This is a genomic window from Streptomyces sp. NPDC050423 (assembly GCF_040655445.1).
GTDB lineage: Bacteria > Actinomycetota > Actinomycetes > Streptomycetales > Streptomycetaceae > Streptomyces.
Window position 1 is genome coordinate 24,603 of sequence record NZ_JBFAJY010000046.1, and the last position, 18,708, is coordinate 43,310.

General features: G+C 68.2%; 13 protein-coding genes. 3 read left to right on the plus strand and 10 right to left on the minus strand.

Going from position 1 to position 18,708, the window contains the following annotated elements; translation table 11 throughout:
* Positions 1-60: 60 nt before the first annotated feature.
* Positions 61-1,287: an acetyl-CoA C-acyltransferase gene (locus AB0I52_RS28100; protein WP_363077223.1), complete on the plus strand. Its 1,227-nt coding sequence runs from the start codon at positions 61-63 to the stop codon at positions 1,285-1,287.
* Entirely contained in the window at positions 1,284-3,413 is a 2,130-nt protein-coding gene (locus AB0I52_RS28105) for a 3-hydroxyacyl-CoA dehydrogenase NAD-binding domain-containing protein (protein ID WP_363077225.1), read from the plus strand. The genes AB0I52_RS28100 and AB0I52_RS28105 overlap by 4 nt, the downstream gene beginning before the upstream one ends.
* 149 nt (positions 3,414-3,562) lie before the next feature.
* Here the strand turns inward: AB0I52_RS28105 and AB0I52_RS28110 are convergent, their stop codons facing one another.
* Positions 3,563-4,645, minus strand: coding sequence for a hypothetical protein (locus AB0I52_RS28110; RefSeq protein WP_363077226.1), 1,083 nt, complete (start codon positions 4,643-4,645; stop codon positions 3,563-3,565).
* A gap of 303 nt (positions 4,646-4,948) precedes the next feature.
* Here AB0I52_RS28110 and AB0I52_RS28115 point away from each other — a divergent pair, with 303 nt between their 5' ends.
* Entirely contained in the window at positions 4,949-6,043 is a 1,095-nt protein-coding gene (locus tag AB0I52_RS28115; protein ID WP_363077228.1) for an LCP family protein, read from the plus strand.
* 44 nt (positions 6,044-6,087) lie between these two features.
* Here AB0I52_RS28115 and AB0I52_RS28120 read toward each other — a convergent pair whose 3' ends face one another.
* The 9 genes from AB0I52_RS28120 to ngcE form a co-directional block, all read right to left on the minus strand.
* The gene (locus AB0I52_RS28120; RefSeq protein WP_363077230.1) at positions 6,088-7,593 is read right to left on the minus strand and encodes an amino acid permease; all 1,506 of its coding nucleotides are present in this window, start codon (positions 7,591-7,593) and stop codon (positions 6,088-6,090) included.
* A 148-nt stretch (positions 7,594-7,741) separates the two neighbouring features.
* The gene (dxs, locus tag AB0I52_RS28125) at positions 7,742-9,664 is read right to left on the minus strand and encodes a 1-deoxy-D-xylulose-5-phosphate synthase (protein WP_363077270.1); all 1,923 of its coding nucleotides are present in this window, start codon (positions 9,662-9,664) and stop codon (positions 7,742-7,744) included.
* Positions 9,665-9,917: 253 nt separating this feature from the next.
* A complete protein-coding gene (locus AB0I52_RS28130) occupies positions 9,918-11,216 on the minus strand; it encodes a sugar ABC transporter permease (RefSeq protein ID WP_363077232.1) in 1,299 nt (432 codons plus the stop codon).
* Positions 11,213-12,001 carry an ATP-binding cassette domain-containing protein gene (locus AB0I52_RS28135; protein WP_363077234.1) on the minus strand — a complete coding sequence of 263 codons (789 nt, stop codon included), beginning with the start codon at positions 11,999-12,001 and terminating at the stop codon, positions 11,213-11,215. Before AB0I52_RS28135 ends, AB0I52_RS28130 begins: the two co-directional genes overlap by 4 nt.
* A 232-nt stretch (positions 12,002-12,233) precedes the next feature.
* On the minus strand, positions 12,234-13,301 hold the full coding sequence (locus AB0I52_RS28140) for a substrate-binding domain-containing protein (protein ID WP_363077236.1): 1,068 nt from the start codon (positions 13,299-13,301) through the stop codon (positions 12,234-12,236).
* A gap of 122 nt (positions 13,302-13,423) precedes the next feature.
* Entirely contained in the window at positions 13,424-14,623 is a 1,200-nt protein-coding gene (locus tag AB0I52_RS28145; protein ID WP_363077272.1) for an ROK family transcriptional regulator, read from the minus strand.
* Between the two features lie 214 nt (positions 14,624-14,837).
* On the minus strand, positions 14,838-15,704 hold the full coding sequence (locus AB0I52_RS28150; protein WP_363077274.1) for a carbohydrate ABC transporter permease: 867 nt from the start codon (positions 15,702-15,704) through the stop codon (positions 14,838-14,840).
* Between the two features lie 145 nt (positions 15,705-15,849).
* A complete protein-coding gene (locus AB0I52_RS28155) occupies positions 15,850-16,773 on the minus strand; it encodes a sugar ABC transporter permease (protein ID WP_363077238.1) in 924 nt (307 codons plus the stop codon).
* A gap of 50 nt (positions 16,774-16,823) precedes the next feature.
* The gene (gene ngcE, locus AB0I52_RS28160; protein ID WP_363077240.1) at positions 16,824-18,266 is read right to left on the minus strand and encodes an N-acetylglucosamine/diacetylchitobiose ABC transporter substrate-binding protein; all 1,443 of its coding nucleotides are present in this window, start codon (positions 18,264-18,266) and stop codon (positions 16,824-16,826) included.
* Between the last annotated feature and the right edge of the window lie 442 nt (positions 18,267-18,708).

An 18,708-nucleotide genomic window follows, 5' to 3' on the forward strand; every position in this document is an offset into this window, starting at 1 on the left:
CGGCGCGCTTCCGGGCGTGCCCCGCAGCAGTGCCATCCCGCACCCTGGAGGAGAGCCACCGTGCCTCGTACCATCCGGGACGTCGTCTTCGTCGACGGCGTCCGCACCCCGTTCGGCAAAGCGGGCCCGAAGGGCATCTACCACGAGACCCGCGCCGACGATCTCGTCGTGAAGGCCATCCGGGAGCTGCTGCGCCGCAACCCGGACCTGGACCCCGCCAAGATCGACGAGGTCGCCATCGCCGCGACCACCCAGATCGGCGACCAGGGCCTCACGCTCGGCCGCACCGCCGGAATCCTGGCCGGTCTGCCGCAGTCCGTCCCCGGTTACTCCATCGACCGCATGTGTGCGGGCGCCCTGACCGCCGTCACCTCGACGGCCGGCTCCATCGCCTTCGGCGCGTACGACGTCGTCGTCGCCGGTGGCGTCGAGCACATGGGCCGGCACCCGATGGGCGAGGGCGTGGACCCCAACCCGCGCTTCGTGTCGGAGAAGCTGGTCGACGAGTCCGCCCTGTTCATGGGCATGACCGCGGAGAACCTGCACGACCGGTACCCCACGATCACCAAGCAGCGTGCCGACGAGTACGCGGTGCGTTCGCAGGAGAAGGCCGCCAAGGCGTACGCCAACGGCAGCATCCAGCAGGACCTGGTGCCGGTCTCCGTGCGCCGCACGAACCCGGAGGCCGGTGAGACGGGCTGGGGCCTGGTCACCGCCGACGAGCCGATGCGTCCGGGCACCACGATGGAGTCCCTGGCCGGTCTGAAGACCCCGTTCCGCGCCCACGGCCGCGTGACGGCCGGCAACGCCGCGGGGCTCAACGACGGCGCCACCGCCTCGCTGCTCGCGGCCGAGGACGTCGCCCGCGAGCTGGGCCTCCCGGTGAGGATGCGCCTCGTCTCCTACGCCTTCGTGGGCGTCGAGCCGGAGGTCATGGGCTACGGCCCGATCCCGGCGACGGAGAAAGCCCTCGCCAAGGCGGGCCTGTCCATCTCGGACATCGGTCTCTTCGAGATCAACGAGGCGTTCGCCGTACAGGTGCTCGCCTTCCTGGAGCACTACGGCATCGCCGACGACGACGCCCGCGTCAACCAGTACGGCGGCGCGATCGCCTACGGCCACCCGCTGGCCTCCTCCGGCGTCCGGCTGATGACTCAGCTGGCCCGCCAGTTCGAGGAGCAGCCCGAGGTCCGCTACGGCCTGACCACCATGTGCGTCGGCTTCGGCATGGGCGCCACGGTCGTCTGGGAGAACCCGCACTTCGACGCAGCCGGAGGCAGCAAGTGAGTTCCACCACCGAGCTTCTGAAGGGTGCGGCCGAGCTGTTCCCCGGTGAGGTCGTCACCCAGGCGCACGTACGCCACCTCGACCTCCCGTCAGGTGCGGGCAACTTCGCCCTCATCACCCTGGACAACGGCCTGGACCACACCAAGCCGACCACCTTCGGACCCCAGTCGCTGGCGAACCTGAACGCCGCGATCGACCAGGTCGAGAAGGAGGCCGCCGAGGGCACGGTCACCGGTGTCGGCATCACCGGCAAGCCGTTCATCTTCGCGGTCGGCGCCGACCTCAAGGGCGTCGAGCTGCTCAAGGAGCACAAGGACGCGCTGGCCATCGGCAAGGGCGGCCACGACGTCTTCCGCCGGCTCTCCGGTCTCGCGGTCCCGACGTTCGCGTACTACAACGGCGCGGCCATGGGCGGCGGTGTCGAGGTCGGCCTGCACTGCTCGTACCGCACCGTCTCCAAGGCGCTGCCGGCGTTCTCGCTGCCCGAGGTCTTCCTCGGTCTGGTCCCCGGCTGGGGCGGCTGCGCGCTGCTCCCCAACCTGATCGGCGCCGACCGCGCGGTCACGGTGATCATCGAGAACTCGCTGAACCAGAACCGCCAGCTCAAGGGCAAGCAGGTCTTCGAGCTCGGCATCGCCGACGCACTCTTCGAGGGCGCGGACTTCCTGGAGCAGTCACTGATCTGGACCGCGGACGTGCTGAACGGCACGGTCGCGGTGGAGCGTCCCGAGGTCGACCGCGGGGACGCCTGGGACCAGGCCGTGGCCCGCGGCAAGGCCATCGCCGACTCCAAGGTGCACGGCGCCGCCCCGGCCGCGTACCGCGCGCTGGACATCATCGCCGCGGCCAAGGACGGCGACCTGGGCGCCGGCTTCGACGCCGAGGACCAGGCCCTGGCGGACCTGATCATGGGCGGCGAACTGCGCTCGGGCATCTACTCGTTCAACCTGGTCCAGAAGCGCGCCAAGCGCCCGGCCGGTGCCCCGGACAAGGCCCTGGCCCGTCCGGTCACCAAGGTCGGCGTGGTGGGCGCGGGCCTGATGGCCTCGCAGCTCGCCCTGCTGTTCCTGCGCCGTCTGGAGGTGCCGGTCGTCCTGACCGACATCGACCAGGCCCGCGTCGACAAGGGTGTGGGCTACGTCCACGCCGAGATCGAGAAGCTGCTCGGCAAGGGCCGCATCAACCAGGACAAGGCCAACCGTCTGAAGGCCCTGGTCTCCGGTGTGCTGGACAAGGCGGAGGGCTTCTCCGACGCCGACTTCATCATCGAGGCCGTCTTCGAGGAGATCGGCGTCAAGCAGCAGGTGTTCGCGGAGGTCGAGGCGGTCGCCCCGGCACACGCGATCCTCGCCACCAACACCTCCTCCCTCTCGGTCACCGAGATGGCGTCGAAGCTGAAGAACCCCGAGCGGGTCGTCGGTTTCCACTTCTTCAACCCGGTCGCGATCCTGCCGCTCCTGGAGATCGTCCGCGGCGAGCAGACCGACGACGCCTCGCTGGCCACGGCGTTCGGGGTCGCCCGCAAGCTGAAGAAGACCGCGGTCCTGGTGAAGGACGCCCCGGCGTTCGTCGTCAACCGCATCCTCACCCGCTTCATGGGCGAGATCCAGAACGTCATCGACGAGGGCACCCCGGTCGAGGTCGCGGAGAAGGCCATCGAGCCGCTCGGCCTGCCGATGTCCCCGCTGGTGCTCCTGGAGCTGGTCGGCCCGGCGATCGGGCTGCACGTCTCCGAGACCCTGAACCGCGCCTTCCCGGAGCGCTTCAAGGTGTCCGAGAACCTCGCGGCGGTCGTGAAGGCCGGCAAGCGCGGCTTCTACGTCCATGACTCCGGCAAGCCGGAGCTGGACCCGGAGGTCGCAGCCCTCCTGAAGCAGGGCGACTCCGTCCTGTCCGAGGAGCAGGTCCGCGACCGCGTCCTGGACGCGGTGGCACAGGAGATCGGCCTGATGCTGGACGAGGGCGTCGTCGCCGAGGCCCAGGACATCGACCTCTGCCTGATCACCGGCGCGGGCTGGCCCTTCCACCTGGGCGGCATCACGCCGTACCTGGACCGCGAGGGCGTCTCCGAGCGGGTCAACGGGAAGAAATTCCTGGCGCGGGGCGTGGCGAGCGTTCCGGCGTAGGCGGACAGTCGACGGCCCGGCACACCATCGGTGTGCCGGGCCGTTGTCGTGCAACAGGCTCCGGCGGGACCCGAGTCGGCTGATCCCCGGTCACCCGTGCCAGGTCGCGTCGCGCGCCGGACGGGACTCCGCGGACACCGCCCAGGGGGTCAGAGCAGGTGCCATGGGTCGAAGCTCAGGCCCGGTGCCTCCATCTGGCGTGCCACGCGCGGCGCCCCGTCCTCGCCGACGACGGCCATCACGACCCGCCCGAGGGCGTCGTGCGTCAGGGCCGGCGGGCCCTGACAGCGCACGCCGGTGTCGGACCACCACAGCCCGTTGGCCTCGTTCTCGGTCACCCCCGCGCCGACGACCGCCGTGCCGTTGACCCCTCGGTGGGCCAGCACCGTGCAGTCGAGGCCGTCCAGATCCGTGCGGAGCGCGGCGTGTGCGCCGTCGCCCGCGGCGCCGCCGAGGGACACCGGCCCGTCGTCGCCCGGCCGGTAGGCGACCACGGCGCCCTCCGGGTCGGTCCAGTGGTACGTGGCACGGCTGGGGGACGTCTCCAGCACGGCCAGGGACCCGGGGCGCACCGCGAACTGCGAGCGCCGGACCTCGCCCCAGCCGCCGCCGGGCTTCTCCTGCTCCCAGTGCAGCACGTCCTTGTTCGTCGCCGCGAGGATCTCGATGCGTCCGGAGCTGAGCGCGATCACCGCGGGGACCTCCTTGATGCGCGTGCAGCGCAGGTCCTCCCAGCGGCGCCACTTGCCGTCGGCCCGCTCACGGCGCACCATCATGCCGCCGCGTCCGTTGCGGGCGGCGACGTGCACCTCGCCGGAGCCGTTCACCACGACGACGGGCGCGCCGAACCTGGCACCCACATCGGCTTCCTTGTGCGGATTGCCCAGCGAGTTCCAGGCCGAGACCGGGCGCCCGGTCTGGTACTGGATCGCGTGCACGATGTCGACGGTGACGCCGCCCTCCGCCGCGGGCCGTTCGCGGCGGCCGGCGAAGTGGACGTAGCCCTCGGTGTTCTGAGTCACGGACAGATGTGTCAGCTCCGGCAGCGGTACCACATCCGGGGCGTCCCATTCGGGACCGCCCGGACGCGTCTCCGACCAGCGGCGCAGGCCGCCGTCGCCGGCGACGTACGCGGTGAGCCTGCCGTCCTTGCCCCGGGTGAGCCAGATGCCGCGTAGCGCTTGGGCCTCAGGGGCAACCTTCGAGGTCGCGCGGGCATCCTGTCCGAGCATGAGTCTGCGATTACCTTTCCAGAACTGACATTCGACAACTCGCGCAATATTTCGAATCCGTTACATCCTAAGCCCCGGTACGGAGGGGTATTCCGGGACTCACCAGCGTACGATTCGCGACCGCTCCCGGCTCCGGTGCGTATCCGAACTGTCACGATCCAGCCGTCGGATCCCGTACGCGCACCGGACCGACTGTCTATAGTGCTCAGTCCCAGGAAGACGTGGACCGGCTCCGCCCCCACCCGGGTCCCACCCCATCGCCCACGCCCCGACCGGGCCATGAGTTGCGAGGACTCCCCCAGGATGAGCCAGGACGCCATAGCCCCCGACCACCCGGGCTCCCCGGAGAACCCCCGCCGACGCAAGCGCGTACGGACGCGCGGGAGCCGGATACGGCGGGCGGTCCTGCTGTCGGTCCTGGTCATCCTCATCGCCGCGGGCGGGACTGCGTACTGGCTCTACAGCCGGCTCGACGGGAACATCAAGGGCGTCGACATCGACAAGGCACTCGGGGAAGACCGCCCCGAGAAGCTCCCCACCAGCGGGCAGAATCTGCTCGTCCTCGGCTCCGACTCGCGCGCCGGGGCGGAGAACAAGGCCCTGGGCGGCGGGGGCGCCGTCAGCGGGGCGCGCTCCGACACCGCGATGGTGGTGCACATCCCCGAGGGCCGCAGCAGGGCCGTCGCCGTGTCCATACCCCGTGACACCCTGGTGACCCGGCCCGAGTGCGCCGGGGCCGACGGCTCCTCCGTGGACTCCGCGAACCGCGTGATGTTCAACTCCGTCTACTCCCAGGTCGGTCCGGCCTGCGTGGTCAAGACCGTGGAGAAGATGTCCGGGGTCCGCATCGACCACTATCTGGAGATCAACTTCGCCGGGTTCAAGGACCTCGTCGATGCCATCGGCGGCGTCACCGTCGACGTCCCCCAGGATATCCACGACACGTCCTCCGGACTCGACCTCACCGCCGGGCCCCACAAGCTCAACGGCACCGAGTCCCTCTCCTACGTCCGCACCCGCCACGGCATCGGCGACGGCAGCGACCTCGGCCGCATCGGACTCCAGCAGCAGTTCCTGCTCGCCCTGCTCAGCGAGGTCAAGTCGCAGAACCTGCTGGGCAGTCCGGCCAACACCTACCGGATCGCCAACTCGGCGACCAAGTCCCTCACGACCGACGAGGGTCTGGCCTCGCTCAAGTCGCTGACGGAATTCGCCCGTTCGATGAACGGCGTGGACCCGGGCTCGATGGAGACCATCATGCTGCCGGTCGCGTACGACAAGACCGACCCCAACCGTGTGGTGGCGGCCCAGCCGCAGGCCAGGACGCTCTGGAAGGCGCTCCGCGAGGACGCCGCCATCCCGGAGACCGCCAAGAGGTCACCCGCCACCGGCGGCTGACCGGGCGCCGGGCGTGCCGGTCCGAGGTCACATCCGGCAGCCTCTCAGCCGGTGGTGCGGTGCACCCGGCTGTGCTTGCGGCCGTAGGTGAAGTAGATGACCACTCCGACGACCATCCAGATGCCGAACCGCAGCCAGGTCTCGGCCGGCAGGTTGAGCATCAGCCAGACCGACGCGGCCACCGAGACGATCGGGAGCACCGGGACCCACGGGGTGCGGAAGGCGCGGTGCAGGCCGGGGCGGGTGCGGCGCAGGACGATGACGCCCAGGGCGACGACCACGAAGGCGAAGAGCGTGCCGATGTTCACCAGCGTCGCGAGCTCGTCGATGCTGGTGAATCCGGCGACGATCGCGATGATCACGCCGAGCAGGATGGTCGGGCGGTACGGGGTGTGGAAGCGCGGGTGCGTCTTCGAGAAGAACCGCGGGAGCAGGCCGTCACGGCTCATCGCGAAGAACACCCGGGTCTGGCCGAGCAGCAGGATCATGCAGACCACGGTGAGGCCGACGGCGGCGCCGAAGCTGATGATCCCGGCGTAGACGGGGTGCCCGACGGCCTTGAAGGCGTCTGCGAGCGGGGCGTCCACCGAGAGCTTGGTGTAGTGCTCCATTCCGGTGACCACGATCGATACGGCGACGTAGAGCGTGGTGCAGATGAGGAGCGAGGCCATGATGCCGCGCGGCATGTCGCGCTGCGGGAGCCTGGTCTCCTCGGCGGCCGTGGCCACCACGTCGAAGCCGATGAAGGCGAAGAAGACGACGGAGGCGGCGGTGAAGATGCCCATGACGCCGAAGTTGGTGGGGGCGTACCCGAAGATCAGCTGGACGAGCGGGGCCTGCAGACCCGATCCGGCGGACTGCGGCTGCGCCTCCGGGATGAAGGGCGAGTAGTTCGCGGTGTCGATGAAGAAGAGACCCGCGATGATCACGATCAGCACGACGGCCACCTTGATGGCCACCACCACCGTCGTGACCCGGGCGGAGAGCTTCATGCCGAGCACCAAAATGACGGTGAGCACCAGGACCAGGACGAAGGCGAGAATGTCGAAGCCGAAACCTTTCGCCGCATCGGTTCCGGAGAGCGCGTCCGGCAGGGACCAGCCGATGTTGTCCAGCAGTGAGCGGACGTAGCCGGACCAGCCGACCGCCACCACCGCCGTGCCCAGCGCGAACTCCAGCACCAGGTCCCAGCCGATGATCCAGGCGACCAGTTCGCCGAGCGAGGCGTACGAGAAGGTGTAGGCGGAGCCGGCCACCGGGACGGTGGAGGCGAATTCCGCGTAGCAGAGCGCGGCCAGCGCGCAGACGACGCCCGCGACCACGAAGGCGATGGCGGTGGCGGGTCCCGCGGTCTCCTTGGCCACCTTGCCGGTGAGGACGAAGATCCCGGTGCCGATGATGACACCCACCCCGAAGACCGTGAGGTCCAGGGCGGAGAGCGACTTCTTGAGGGCGTGCTCCGGCTCCTCGGTGTCGCGGATGGACTGTTCGATCGTCTTGGTGCGGAACAGCCCGTCCCGACTGGGGGGCAGGTCCTGCTGCGTGCTCACCGGCGTACCTCCACGCACTCGTCGTGCACGCCATGATTCGGACCGGGTTGCCCGCGGCACGCCCGCAGGGCGGGACCTCACGCGAATGGGCCGGTCGGACCACCCGTACAGGTGGGCGACCGGCCCAATCGTGGTGCGTCGTGACGGATCAGTCCCGGACGGGCTCCACCACGGGGCGGCTCTCCGCCTCCGTCTCGTAGCGGCCGTCGAACTTGGCGACCAGGCCGGTGACCTGCCGGGCGATGTCCGGTGCGGTCAGCCCGATCTCGGCCATGACCTCCTTGCGGGAGGCGTGGTCGAGGAAGACCGGCGGGATGCCGAAGTCGCGCAGCGGTACGTCGACGTCGGCGTCGCGCAGCGCCTGGGCGACGGCGGAGCCGACGCCGCCGGCCCGGCTGTTGTCCTCGACGGTGACGACGACGCGGTGCCGCGCGGCGAGCGGGGCCATGGCCTCGTCCACGGGCTTGACCCAGCGCGGGTCGACGACCGTGGTCGAGATGCCCTGGGCGTCGAGCAGATCCGCGATCTCCAGGCACATCGGGGCGAGCGCGCCGATGGAGACGAGCAGGACATCGGGCCGGGACGTGCCCGGCTCACGGAGCACGTCCATGCCGCCGACCGTGCCGACGGCCTTGACCGACGGGCCGACCGCGCCCTTCGAGAAGCGGACGACCGTCGGGGCGTCGTCGACCGCGACGGCCTCGCGCAGCTGGGCGCGGACCTGGTCGGCGTCGCGCGGGGCGGCGATCCGGAGCGTCGGCACGCACTGCAGGATCGACATGTCCCACATGCCGTTGTGCGAGGCGCCGTCCGTACCGGTGACCCCGGCCCGGTCCAGGACGAAGGTCACACCGCACTTGTGCAGGGCGACGTCCATCAGGACCTGGTCGAAGGCGCGGTTGAGGAAGGTGGCGTACACCGCGAAGACGGGGTGCAGCCCGCCGGTGGCGAGGCCCGCCGCGGAGACCGCGCCGTGCTGCTCGGCGATGCCGACGTCGTAGATCCGGTCCGGGAAGGCCTTCTCGAACTTGGTCAGGCCGACCGGCTGGAGCATGGCCGCGGTGATCGCGACGATGTCCTCGCGCTCCCTGCCGAGCTTGACCATCTCCTCGCCGAAGACGGAGGTCCAGTCCAGGCCGGAGGTGGCGACGGGCAGGCCGGTGTCGGGGTGGATCTTGCCGACGGCGTGGAAGCGGTCCGCCTCGTCCAGCAGGGCCGGGGTGTAGCCGCGGCCCTTCTCGGTGATGCAGTGGACGATGACCGGTCCGCCGAAGCGCTTGGCACGCTGGAGTGCGGACTCCAGTGCCTCCAGGTCGTGTCCGTCGATGGGTCCGACGTACTTCAGGCCGAGGTCCTCGAACATGCCCTGCGGGGCGATGAAGTCCTTGAGGCCCTTCTTCGCGCCGTGCAGCGTCTCGTACAGCGGCTTCCCCACGACGGGGGTGCGCTCCAGGAGGTCCTTGCCGCGGGCCAGGAAGCGCTCGTAGCCGTCGGTGGTGCGGAGCGTGGCGAGGTGGTTGGCGAGACCGCCGATCGTCGGCGCGTAGGAGCGCTCGTTGTCGTTGACGACGATGACGAGGGGGCGGTCCTTGGCGGCGGCGATGTTGTTCAGCGCCTCCCAGGCCATGCCGCCGGTGAGGGCTCCGTCACCGATGACCGCGACGACGTGGTCGGGGCGGCCCAGCACCTCGTTGGCCTTGGCGAGGCCGTCGGCCCAGCCGAGCACCGTGGAGGCGTGCGAGTTCTCGATGACGTCGTGCTCGGACTCGGCACGCGAGGGGTAGCCGGAGAGGCCGCCCTTGCTCTTGAGCTTCGTGAAGTCCTGGCGGCCGGTGAGGAGCTTGTGCACATAGCTCTGATGGCCGGTGTCGAAGAGGACCTTGTCCTTCGGCGAGTCGAAGACCCGGTGCAGGGCGATGGTCAGTTCGACCACGCCCAGGTTGGGTCCGAGGTGTCCGCCGGTCTTGGAGACGGCGTCGACGAGGAAGGTCCGGATCTCTTCGGCGAGCTGCTCCAGCTGCTCGGGGGTGAGCCGGTCCAGGTCACGCGGTCCGCCGATGCGGGTCAGCAGATCCCATCCGTCGCCCACCACCGCCCGTGCATGACGCGCTTCGCGCGGCTGTGTCACCGTGCCTCCTTGCGATTGAGCTGGTCGAGCATGCCGATCCGGTGAGTCTAACGGCCTCCCCCGCGACGGCGAGCGGGCGCCCGGCCCGGTGCGCTGTCCCGCCCCGCACCGGTACGCGACGGTGCCCGGCGCCCTGGGCAGGGCGCCGGGCACTGTCCGGCGTTGCTGTCGCCGGGCCCCGTCGGGCCCGGTGCGGTCAGGCTCGGCCCGCGGTCTTCTGGGTCTTGCGCGAGACCGAGTCGATGATCACGGCGATGAGGAGCACTCCACCGGTGATCATGTACTGGATCGCGTTCGACGACAGGTTCATCTGGTTGAGGCCCTGGACGATCGACTGGATGACCAGGATGCCCAGCAGCGCGGACCAGACCTTGCCGCGTCCGCCGAACAGGGACGTACCACCGATGACGGCTGCGGCGATGCACATCATGAGCTGGTTGCCGCCACCGAGCGAACGGTCGGCGCCGCCGGTCGCGGAGGCCAGGAAGAGACCGCCGACCGCACCGAGCGTGCCGGAGATCATGAACACCGAGATGCGGATCCAGGACACGTTGATACCGGCACGACGCGCTGCCTCGATGCCACCGCCGACCGCGAAGATCTGACGGCCGTAGGTGGTGCGGCGCAGAACGAAGTCGGTGATGACCAGGATCGCGAGGAAGATCACCAGGGAGAGCGGGAGGCCCTGCTCCTGGTTGAACGCGTACGCGGCGAGGAGGCACAGGACGGCGAGCAGCACGGTGCGCAGGATGATCTCGCTCTGCGGGCGGTGCGGCAGCGCTGCGGCCTTGCGGCGGCTCGAGTCGCGCAGCTGCGCGAGGTAGAAGGCAACGATCACGAACACGGCGAGACCGTAGGCGGCGGCGACATCGGCGAAGTAGTAGCTGGTCAGTTCGCGGACGAAGCTGCCGAGCGGGGTGGTGATGGTGGACTTGTCGCCCATCACCCAGGTCTGCAGACCGGCCCAGCCCAGGAAGCCTGCCAGCGTCACGACGAACGCGGGCACGCCGATCTTGGCGAAGACGATGCCGTGGAAGGCGCCGACGACCGTGCCGGACAGGATGCCGACCACGATGGCAAGCGAATCGGGCATGTCCGTGCCGACCACGGCCCAGACTGCGCCCGCGAGACCCGCGACGGAACCGACCGCGAGGTCGATCTCGCCGAGCAGCAGGACGAAGACGATGCCCACGGCCATGATGCCGGGGCCCGCCGCGTACAGCGTGATCTGGTCGAGGTTGTACGAGGTGAGGAAGTTGCCGGTCTCGAGCTGGAAGACGATCCCGATGATGATCAGGCCCACCACGACGGGCAGCGAGCCGATCTCGCCCGAGCGCACCTTGCGCTTGAACTCGGTCCAGTAGCCCTTGAAGCCCTGCTCACGGATGAGCAGACGGGGGTCGACGGCCTTGACTGCGCCGGCCGCTGCTACGGGAGCGTCAGTGGCCTCTGCCTGGGCCGGGATCTCGGCCGAAGTCTTGCTGATCTTGCTCACTTGGATGCCTCCGCGCTGCGGGACTTGCGACGGGTCACGGCGTTGTCCGTGGCGCCCGTGATCGCGGCGATGATTTCTTCGTGGCTGGTCGTCGCCACAGGGAAGATGCCGTTGTTGTGGCCGAGTCGCAGCACGGCGACCTTGTCGGCGACAGCCTTCACATCAGCCATGTTGTGGCTGATGAGGATGACGCCGAGGTTCTGCTCGCGCAGCCGCTCCACCAGGTCGAGGACCTGTGCGGTCTGCTCGACGCCGAGGGCCGCGGTGGGCTCGTCCAGGATCACGATCTTGGGGTTGCCGACCAGGGCACGGGCGATGGCCACGACCTGGCGCTGGCCGCCGGAGAGCGCGGCAACCGGGATACGGACGCTGGGGATACGGATGGAGAGCGTGGACAGGAGGTCCTGTGCCCGCTTCTCCATGGCGACCTCGTCGAGGACGCCACCCTTCTTGATCTCGCGACCGAGGAAGAGGTTGGCGACGACATCCAGGTTGTCGCAGAGCGCGAGGTCCTGGTAGACGGTGGCGACGCCGAGGTTCTGGGCGTCGTGCGGACGGTTGATGTCCACTCTCGCGCCCTCCCACTCGATGACGCCCTCATCGATGGGGTGCACGCCGGCGATCGTCTTGACCAGCGTGGACTTTCCTGCACCGTTGTCGCCGACCAGGGCGACCACTTCTCCGGCGTGGACTTCGAGATCGACACCGGAGAGGACCTGGACCGCTCCGAATCGCTTGAAGACCCCACGCAACGCCAGCACGGGCGTCTGTGACACGTGAACCATCTCCTTCGCCGCCTGACCGGCGGGGATGTACCGCCTGACCGGCGGAGACGCCGCGCCACGAGGGGCAGCGTCGACGTACTGGAAGTACTGGGGGAAGAGCGTCCGGCACCCGGCCGGCAGCGGGGTGTGGGCCGGCCGGCTGCCGGACAGTCATGGGGCGGGCGGACTCCGCCGTGCGGCGCGGATCAGACCCGTACGTGCCAGGGCCTGCCGGCCCCGGCACGAGGAGGGACTACTTGATGCCCAGCGCGGTGCACTTGGCGGCGATGTCCTTGACGCAGATCGCGGAGGCCTGGTAGATGCCGTCCTTGACCACGGTGGACTCGATGTTGTCCTTCTTCACCACGGTCGGCTCGAGCAGCGTGGACGGAACGCCGTCCGTCTTGCCCGAGGCGCCGATGTCCTTGCCCTGGAGCAGGTTGACAGCGAACTGGGCGGCCGTCGGGGCGAGCTGCTTCGGCGACTTGTAGATCGTGAAGGTCTGCGTACCCGCGATGATCCGCTGGATACCGGGGAGCTCGGCGTCCTGGCCACCCACCGGGATGTCCTTGATGCCGGCGTTGCCCAGGGACGTGATGATGCCGCCCGCCATGCCGTCGTTGGCGGAGTAGACCGCGTTGATCTTGCCCTTGCCGACCGAGGAGATGGCGGCGGTCATCTTCTCGCCGGCGATCTTCGGGTCCCACTCGCCGGACGCCTCGTAGGCAACCTTGATCTTGCCGTCGAGGGACTCGTGAGCGCCCTTCTTGAACAGGCCGGCGTTCGGGTCCTTCTCGTCACCGTTGATCATGACGAGGTTGGCGTCGGCCGCCTTGGAGCCGAGGGCGTCGAGGATGGCCTGGCCCTGGAGCTTGCCGATCTTCTCGTTGTCGTGGCTGACGTAGGCGTCGGCACCAACGATGGCGCGGTCGTACGCGACGACCTTGACGCCCTTCTTGTGTGCGTCGGCGATCCACGCGGCGGACTTCTCGGAGTCGACCGAGGAGATCGCGATGACCTTGATGCCGTCGGCGATCTGCTGCTCGAACTGCTGCTTCTGCTGACCGACGTCACCGGCCGCGTTGTTGTAGACGACCTCGCAGTCCGCGCAGTCCTTCTTGACCGCTTCGATGAACAGCGGCTTGTCCAGCGTCTCGTAGCGAGCGGTCTTGTTCTCCGGGAGAAGCAGACCGATCTTGGTCTTGCTGCCCGAGTCCGCCGAGTCCTTCTTGTCGTCGCCGGCCTTGCCACAAGCGGCGATGGAAAGGGCCATCGAGACCGCAGCGGTACCGATGACGGCGCGACGCATCATTGCGTTCATGTGGAGAAGCCTCCCTGACGAGGCCGCAGCGTCGCGGCCGAGGTGGGAGTGAGTCAACTCGGCCGCCACGTAGGCGTCAAGGAGTAAATCCTTAACAAGATGGCAACGGTGTCATTCATTATCTAAGTGAAGGCAGGAGTCGCAGCGGGGAGGGTGCTCTCCAAAAGGGTTGAATCCCCCATCTCGCTCAGGACGAGGGCGAGCGCGCCCAGCACCTCCGCCCGGCCGCCGAGGGCCCCGGGGAGCACCGACAGCTGCCGTGCGGCGCTGGGGATGGAGTAGCGCGAGACCGAGTCGCGGATCGGCCCGAGGACCAGCTCGCCCGCCTCCGCGAGCGAGCCGCCGAGCACCACCCGGCTGGGGTTGAGCAGATTACAGAGGTTGGCCACCCCGCTGCCGATGTGCCGCCCGACGTCGCCGATCACCCGGCGGCAGCCCGGATCGCCCTCACGGGCCAGCTGGACCACCCGCTCCATGGTGAGATCGGCGCCGTGGCCGGGCTGGAGCAGCGGCAGCACGTACCGCGCGGCCGTGAACGTCTCCAGGCACCCCCGGTTGCCGCAGCGGCAGACCGGGCCCGATTCGTCGAGGGTGATGTGGCCGATCTCGCCGGCCGTGCCACCGGGGCCCCGGTAGATGTGCCCGTCGATCACCAGACCGGCACCCACACCGCTCGCGACCTTGATGTACGCGAGGTCCCTGACCCCCCGGCCGCTCCCCCAGACCAGCTCCCCCAGTGCCCCGAGGTTGGCGTCGTTGTCGACGTAGACCGGCACCCCGAGGCGTCCGGCCAGCTCTTCCCTGGGGTTGATGCCCGTCCAGCCCGGCAGGATCGACGTGGAGCCCAGCGTGCCGGACTCGACGTCGATCGGGCCGGGTACACCGAGGCCGACCCCGATCACCTTGCCCGGACTGATCCCGGTCGTCTCGATCAGCCGGTTGACCAGCTGTTCCGCCCGTCCGAAGCCCTCGGCCGACGAGGCGTCCACGTCCAGCGGCTCGGACTCCTCGGCGAGCACCTGGTGGGCGAGGTTGCCGACCGCCACCCGAAGGTGCGTATGTCCGAAATCGACGCCGATGACGATGCCCGCGTCACCACTGAGCGAGACGCTGCGCGCACGGCGGCCGCCCGCCGAGGTGGGGGTCACCTCGACCGTGCCGCCCTCCTTCAGTTCGCGAACGATATTGGAGACGGTGGCCGCGGAGAGGCCCGTGCTCCTGGCGATCTCCGCCTGGGTGAGTGAACCCGCCATACGTACGGCGCGCACTACCCGCTCAAGGTTGGCGCGATGCAGAGATGTCTGCGACCCCGGAGTCTCCATCGACTCTCTCACTCCTGCCATTTTCTCCAACATGTGAACCCTAAGCTGAGCGTTTTGGGGTACTCCCCGTCAAGACCTTGAGCAGTCGAAGCCTCGGATGAGCACGGGACCCTCGCACGGCGACGTCGGCGAACACCCCCGTACACAGACGAACCGCCCGCCGGCGAGGATGCCGGCGGGCGGGTTCGGTCGTTCGGTGCGAGCGTTCGAGGAGTTACTTCACCGCTCCCGCTGTCAGGCCTGCCACCACCTGGCGCTGGAAGATGATGTAGGCCGCGAGGACCGGCAGCATCGCCATCACCAGGCCGGCGAAGAGACCGGACCAGTCGCCCTTGTAGCCCTGCCCGTTGGCCAGTTCGACCAGCCCCTGGGAGAGCACCCGGTACTTCGGATCGGTGTTCAGCACCGTTGGCAGCAGATACTGGTTCCACTGTCCGAGGAAGTTGAAGATACCGACGCTGATCAGGCCGGGCTTCGCCATCGGCAGCATCACCTGGAAGAACGTCCGGGTGTGCGAAGCCCCGTCGAGCATCGCCGCCTCCGCCACCGAACTCGGCAACGAGCGGAAGAACGAGGTGAGGAAGAAGACGGTGAACGGCAGCGAGTACGCGATGTAGACCATGATCAGTCCGTGCCGCGTGTTCAGCAGGCCCATGTTGTTCATCACGAAGAACAGCGGGACCAGCGCCAGGATGATCGGGAAGCTCATCCCGCCGATGAACAGGTAGTACACGAAGCGGTTCCCGGGGAAGTCGAACCGCGCCAGCACGTACGCCGCCATCGAGCCGAGCAGCAGGGTGCCGATGAGCGAGCCGCCCACCACCAGAATGGTGTTCAAGAAGTAATCGCTCATGTGTGCCTGACTCCAGGCACGCGACCAGTTCTCGAAGTGAAGCTTGTCCGGCAGCGCCCAAGGTGTCGACAGGATCGAGTCATCTGTCTTGAACGAGGCCATGATCGCCCAGAGCAGCGGCATGACCACCAGGATCGCCCAGATGACCAGCACGCCGTGCGAGAAGACGTTGAGGACCTTGCCCTCGCTGCTCTTCTCCTTGACGCTCTGCGCGGGCTCCTCGGACACGGGGGCCGGTTCCTTCACCGCATCCGCGGGAGGGGTGTCTGTGGCCTTCACGTGTGCTCACCTCGTACTGCTGTCGAGCCGGCCGCCGGGGCCGGGCTGTCCTGCCTGCTGGGGATCCGGGCGCCGCGCCCCGGGGAGCGCGGCATCAGAACTCCAGCCGCTCGCGCCGGCCCAGTCGCATCACGATGGCGGCGAACGCCATGGTGATGATGAGCAGTCCGACACCGATCGTCGTCGCGTAGCCGGCCTGGCCGTCACGGAAGGCCGTCTGGTAGACGTACAACGGCAGGACGGTGGTCGAGTAGTCGGGACCGCCGGGGCCGACGGTCATGACCTGTACGGCCGTGAACGCCTCGACCCCGAGCGCCAGGATGCCCATGTAGACCCAGCCCGACTGCACGGTGTCCCAGAGCAGCGGCAGGGTGATCCTGAAGAACGTCGTGACGCGGCTGGCCCCGTCCAGGAGCGCCGCCTCGTAGAAGTCCTTCGGGATGGAGGCCATTCCGGCGGAGAAGAGGACGACGAAGAATCCGACGGTCGACCAGATCAGCACCGACATGACGCAGATGAGCGCCAGGCTCGGATCGCCCAGCCAGTCCGGCTGAATGGAGCCGAGCCCGACTCCCTTGAGCGCCGAATTCAGCATTCCACTGCGCGGGTTGAACGCGAACTGGAACAGCAGGGCGACGATGACGATCGAAAGCACCTGCGGGAAGAAGTAGGCGATCTTGTAGAATCCCGAACCCCGCACGCCGGAGACCGCGGCGTTCTTGCGCCGCCGGCCTCCGACATTGAGCATGAAGGCGAAGAAGAGCGCGAGGCCCAGCGTCACCAGCGGCAGCAGCAGCACGAGCAGCAGGCTGTGCTGCAAGGACTTCCAGAAGATGTCGTCCTTCAGCATCCTGGTGTAGTTGTCGAAGCCGACCATCTTGAAGTCGGGACTCAGACCGGTCCAGTCCGTGAACGAATAGTAGATGGCCTGGATGAACGGCCAGATGACGAAGACCGCGTACAGCACCAGTGGGACTACCAAGAACCCCACAATGAAGCGGTACCTGCCGTGCTGCATCGTTTACCGACCCCGATCTTTCCGCGGGTGCCGCCGCTGGTGACGGTTACTCACTGGTGCTTGTAGTGCTTGATGGACTGATCCTTGGCCGCGGCGTCCGCGTAGTCCTGGATCTTCTTGATGGCCTCGGCAGGCGTCAGACGCCCGGCCATCATCTCGCCGAGGCCGGCACCGATCTGCTCCTTCTGGAGCTTCGCGTACCAGTCCTGCAGACGCGGGTTCACCACGTTGTCGCCGGCCTTCTTCAGCACGTCGACGCCGGCCTGCATGGCCGTGGACAGGGTCAGGCCGTCGGTGCCGCCGTTGTAGGCGCTCAGCGACTTGACCTGCTTGGTGAAGTTCTTCGAGGACTCCTCGGAGAGCATGATGCGCAGCTGCTCCATGCCGCCCTCGGGGTTCTTCGCCTTGGCCGGGACGATGAACGGCTCGCCGCCCGACGCCCAGATGGTGCCGAAGGGCAGCTTGTCGGACGAGTCCAGGCCGGACGGCGCCCCGACCATCATCTTGAAGTCCTTGGGCGTGGTCGGCGCCGCCTCGTTCTCCACCCACGAACCGTTCGGGATGAAGAGGGCCTTGCCCTTGGTCCACTCGGTCTGCGACTGGATGTGGGTCAGGCCGGCGGTGCCCTTGAGGATGTACCCCTTCTGCTGCAGCTCGTAGTACGCCTCGAACGCCGCCTTGACGGCCGGGTCCTTCCAGGCGTTCGGCTCCAGGTTGTCGATCTTGTCGAGAACCTCCCGGCCACCGATCTTGGCGATGAACGGGTAGAGCGAGAAGGGAAGGTAGTAGGGGTACTTACCGGCGTACGTCCAGCCGGCGATGCCCTTCTTCTTCGCCTTCGCGCACAGGGCGAGCATGTCGTCCCAGTTCTCGGGGTACTGGGCGTCCAGACCCTCGAGCGCGGTCTGCGAGTACCAGACGCCGTACACGGTGTACGCGTAGTACATGATCCAGACCGGGTCGCCGTCGAACTGACCCATCTCCAGCACACCCGGGCGCAGGGTGTCGCGGACCTTCTTGGCCGGGTCGTCGAAGGACGGGGCGTCCATCAGCGGCGTCAGGTCGAGCAGCTGCTTCTTGCCGACGAGGACACCCATGTCCATCTGCTCGGCGCCCGAGTTGTCGATCAGGTCCGGCGGGGTGCCGCCGTTGAAGCGCGGCTGCAGCTGCGACTGGATCTTCTGCGTCGCGGTGTGCTTGACCTTGGCCTTGGGGAAGGCCTTGGTGTACTGCTTCTCGGCGTCGATCGCGTACTGCTCGCCGAAGCCGCCGTTGAAGATGACCACGTCGAGACCGGCCGTGTCATTGACGCCCAGCGGGTTCTTCGCGCTGGTCTTGCCCTTCTTGACCGTGTCGTCACTGCTGCTGTCGCTACTCGCACACGCCGACAGGAAGCTCATCGTCGGAACGGTGATCAGACCGAGTGCGGCAGACCGCTTGATCACGTCGCGACGGCCAAGGCCCTCATTCTTGTGGGCGGAGGTGGATCCCATGCTCAAGTCCTCGCCTTCTACAGGACTCAGGCGGTGTTGTACCGGTCGCCCATCGATATTCGCCTCAGGCGAAGGGCCCCGCCACCGCGGTCAGTTGCGCTTGGGTGGTGCAGATTTCAGGCTAGCCATTGCAGTGGGGGGGTGTAGGGGGACCGGCCAGCCGGCGCACCTGTGGCGCGTCGAGTTGCCCTGCCCCCGTTGTCCCCCCTGTTCGCACAGTTGAAAAAATGCTGTGCAGACGCCGACAGGTATAGTCCACTTGCAGCCAACTGAGCAAGATCGAATGCAGGTTTGAGCGGCAGTCTTTCCCGAGTTGAGACCTCGCGGATACCTCGGCACCGCGCGGCCTCCTCCGGATGTAACGATTTCCGCAATACGGTCGATTCGACCGTGGGCTTCCATCCAACACCCTTGACACCACCCGCCACTTCACTTCCTACTA

Excerpts from the sequence above, each read along its gene's own strand:
- AB0I52_RS28110 (WP_363077226.1), bottom strand. The coding sequence starts at position 4,645 with ATGCTCGGACAGGATGCCCGCGCGACCTCGAAGGTTGCCCCTGAGGCC.
- AB0I52_RS28115 (WP_363077228.1), top strand. The coding sequence starts at position 4,949 with ATGAGCCAGGACGCCATAGCCCCCGACCACCCGGGCTCCCCGGAGAAC.
- AB0I52_RS28135 (WP_363077234.1), bottom strand. The coding sequence starts at position 12,001 with ATGGTTCACGTGTCACAGACGCCCGTGCTGGCGTTGCGTGGGGTCTTC.
- AB0I52_RS28140 (WP_363077236.1), bottom strand. The coding sequence starts at position 13,301 with ATGAACGCAATGATGCGTCGCGCCGTCATCGGTACCGCTGCGGTCTCG.
- AB0I52_RS28145 (WP_363077272.1), bottom strand. The coding sequence starts at position 14,623 with ATGGAGACTCCGGGGTCGCAGACATCTCTGCATCGCGCCAACCTTGAG.
- AB0I52_RS28155 (WP_363077238.1), bottom strand. The coding sequence starts at position 16,773 with ATGCAGCACGGCAGGTACCGCTTCATTGTGGGGTTCTTGGTAGTCCCA.
- ngcE (WP_363077240.1), bottom strand. The coding sequence starts at position 18,266 with ATGGGATCCACCTCCGCCCACAAGAATGAGGGCCTTGGCCGTCGCGAC.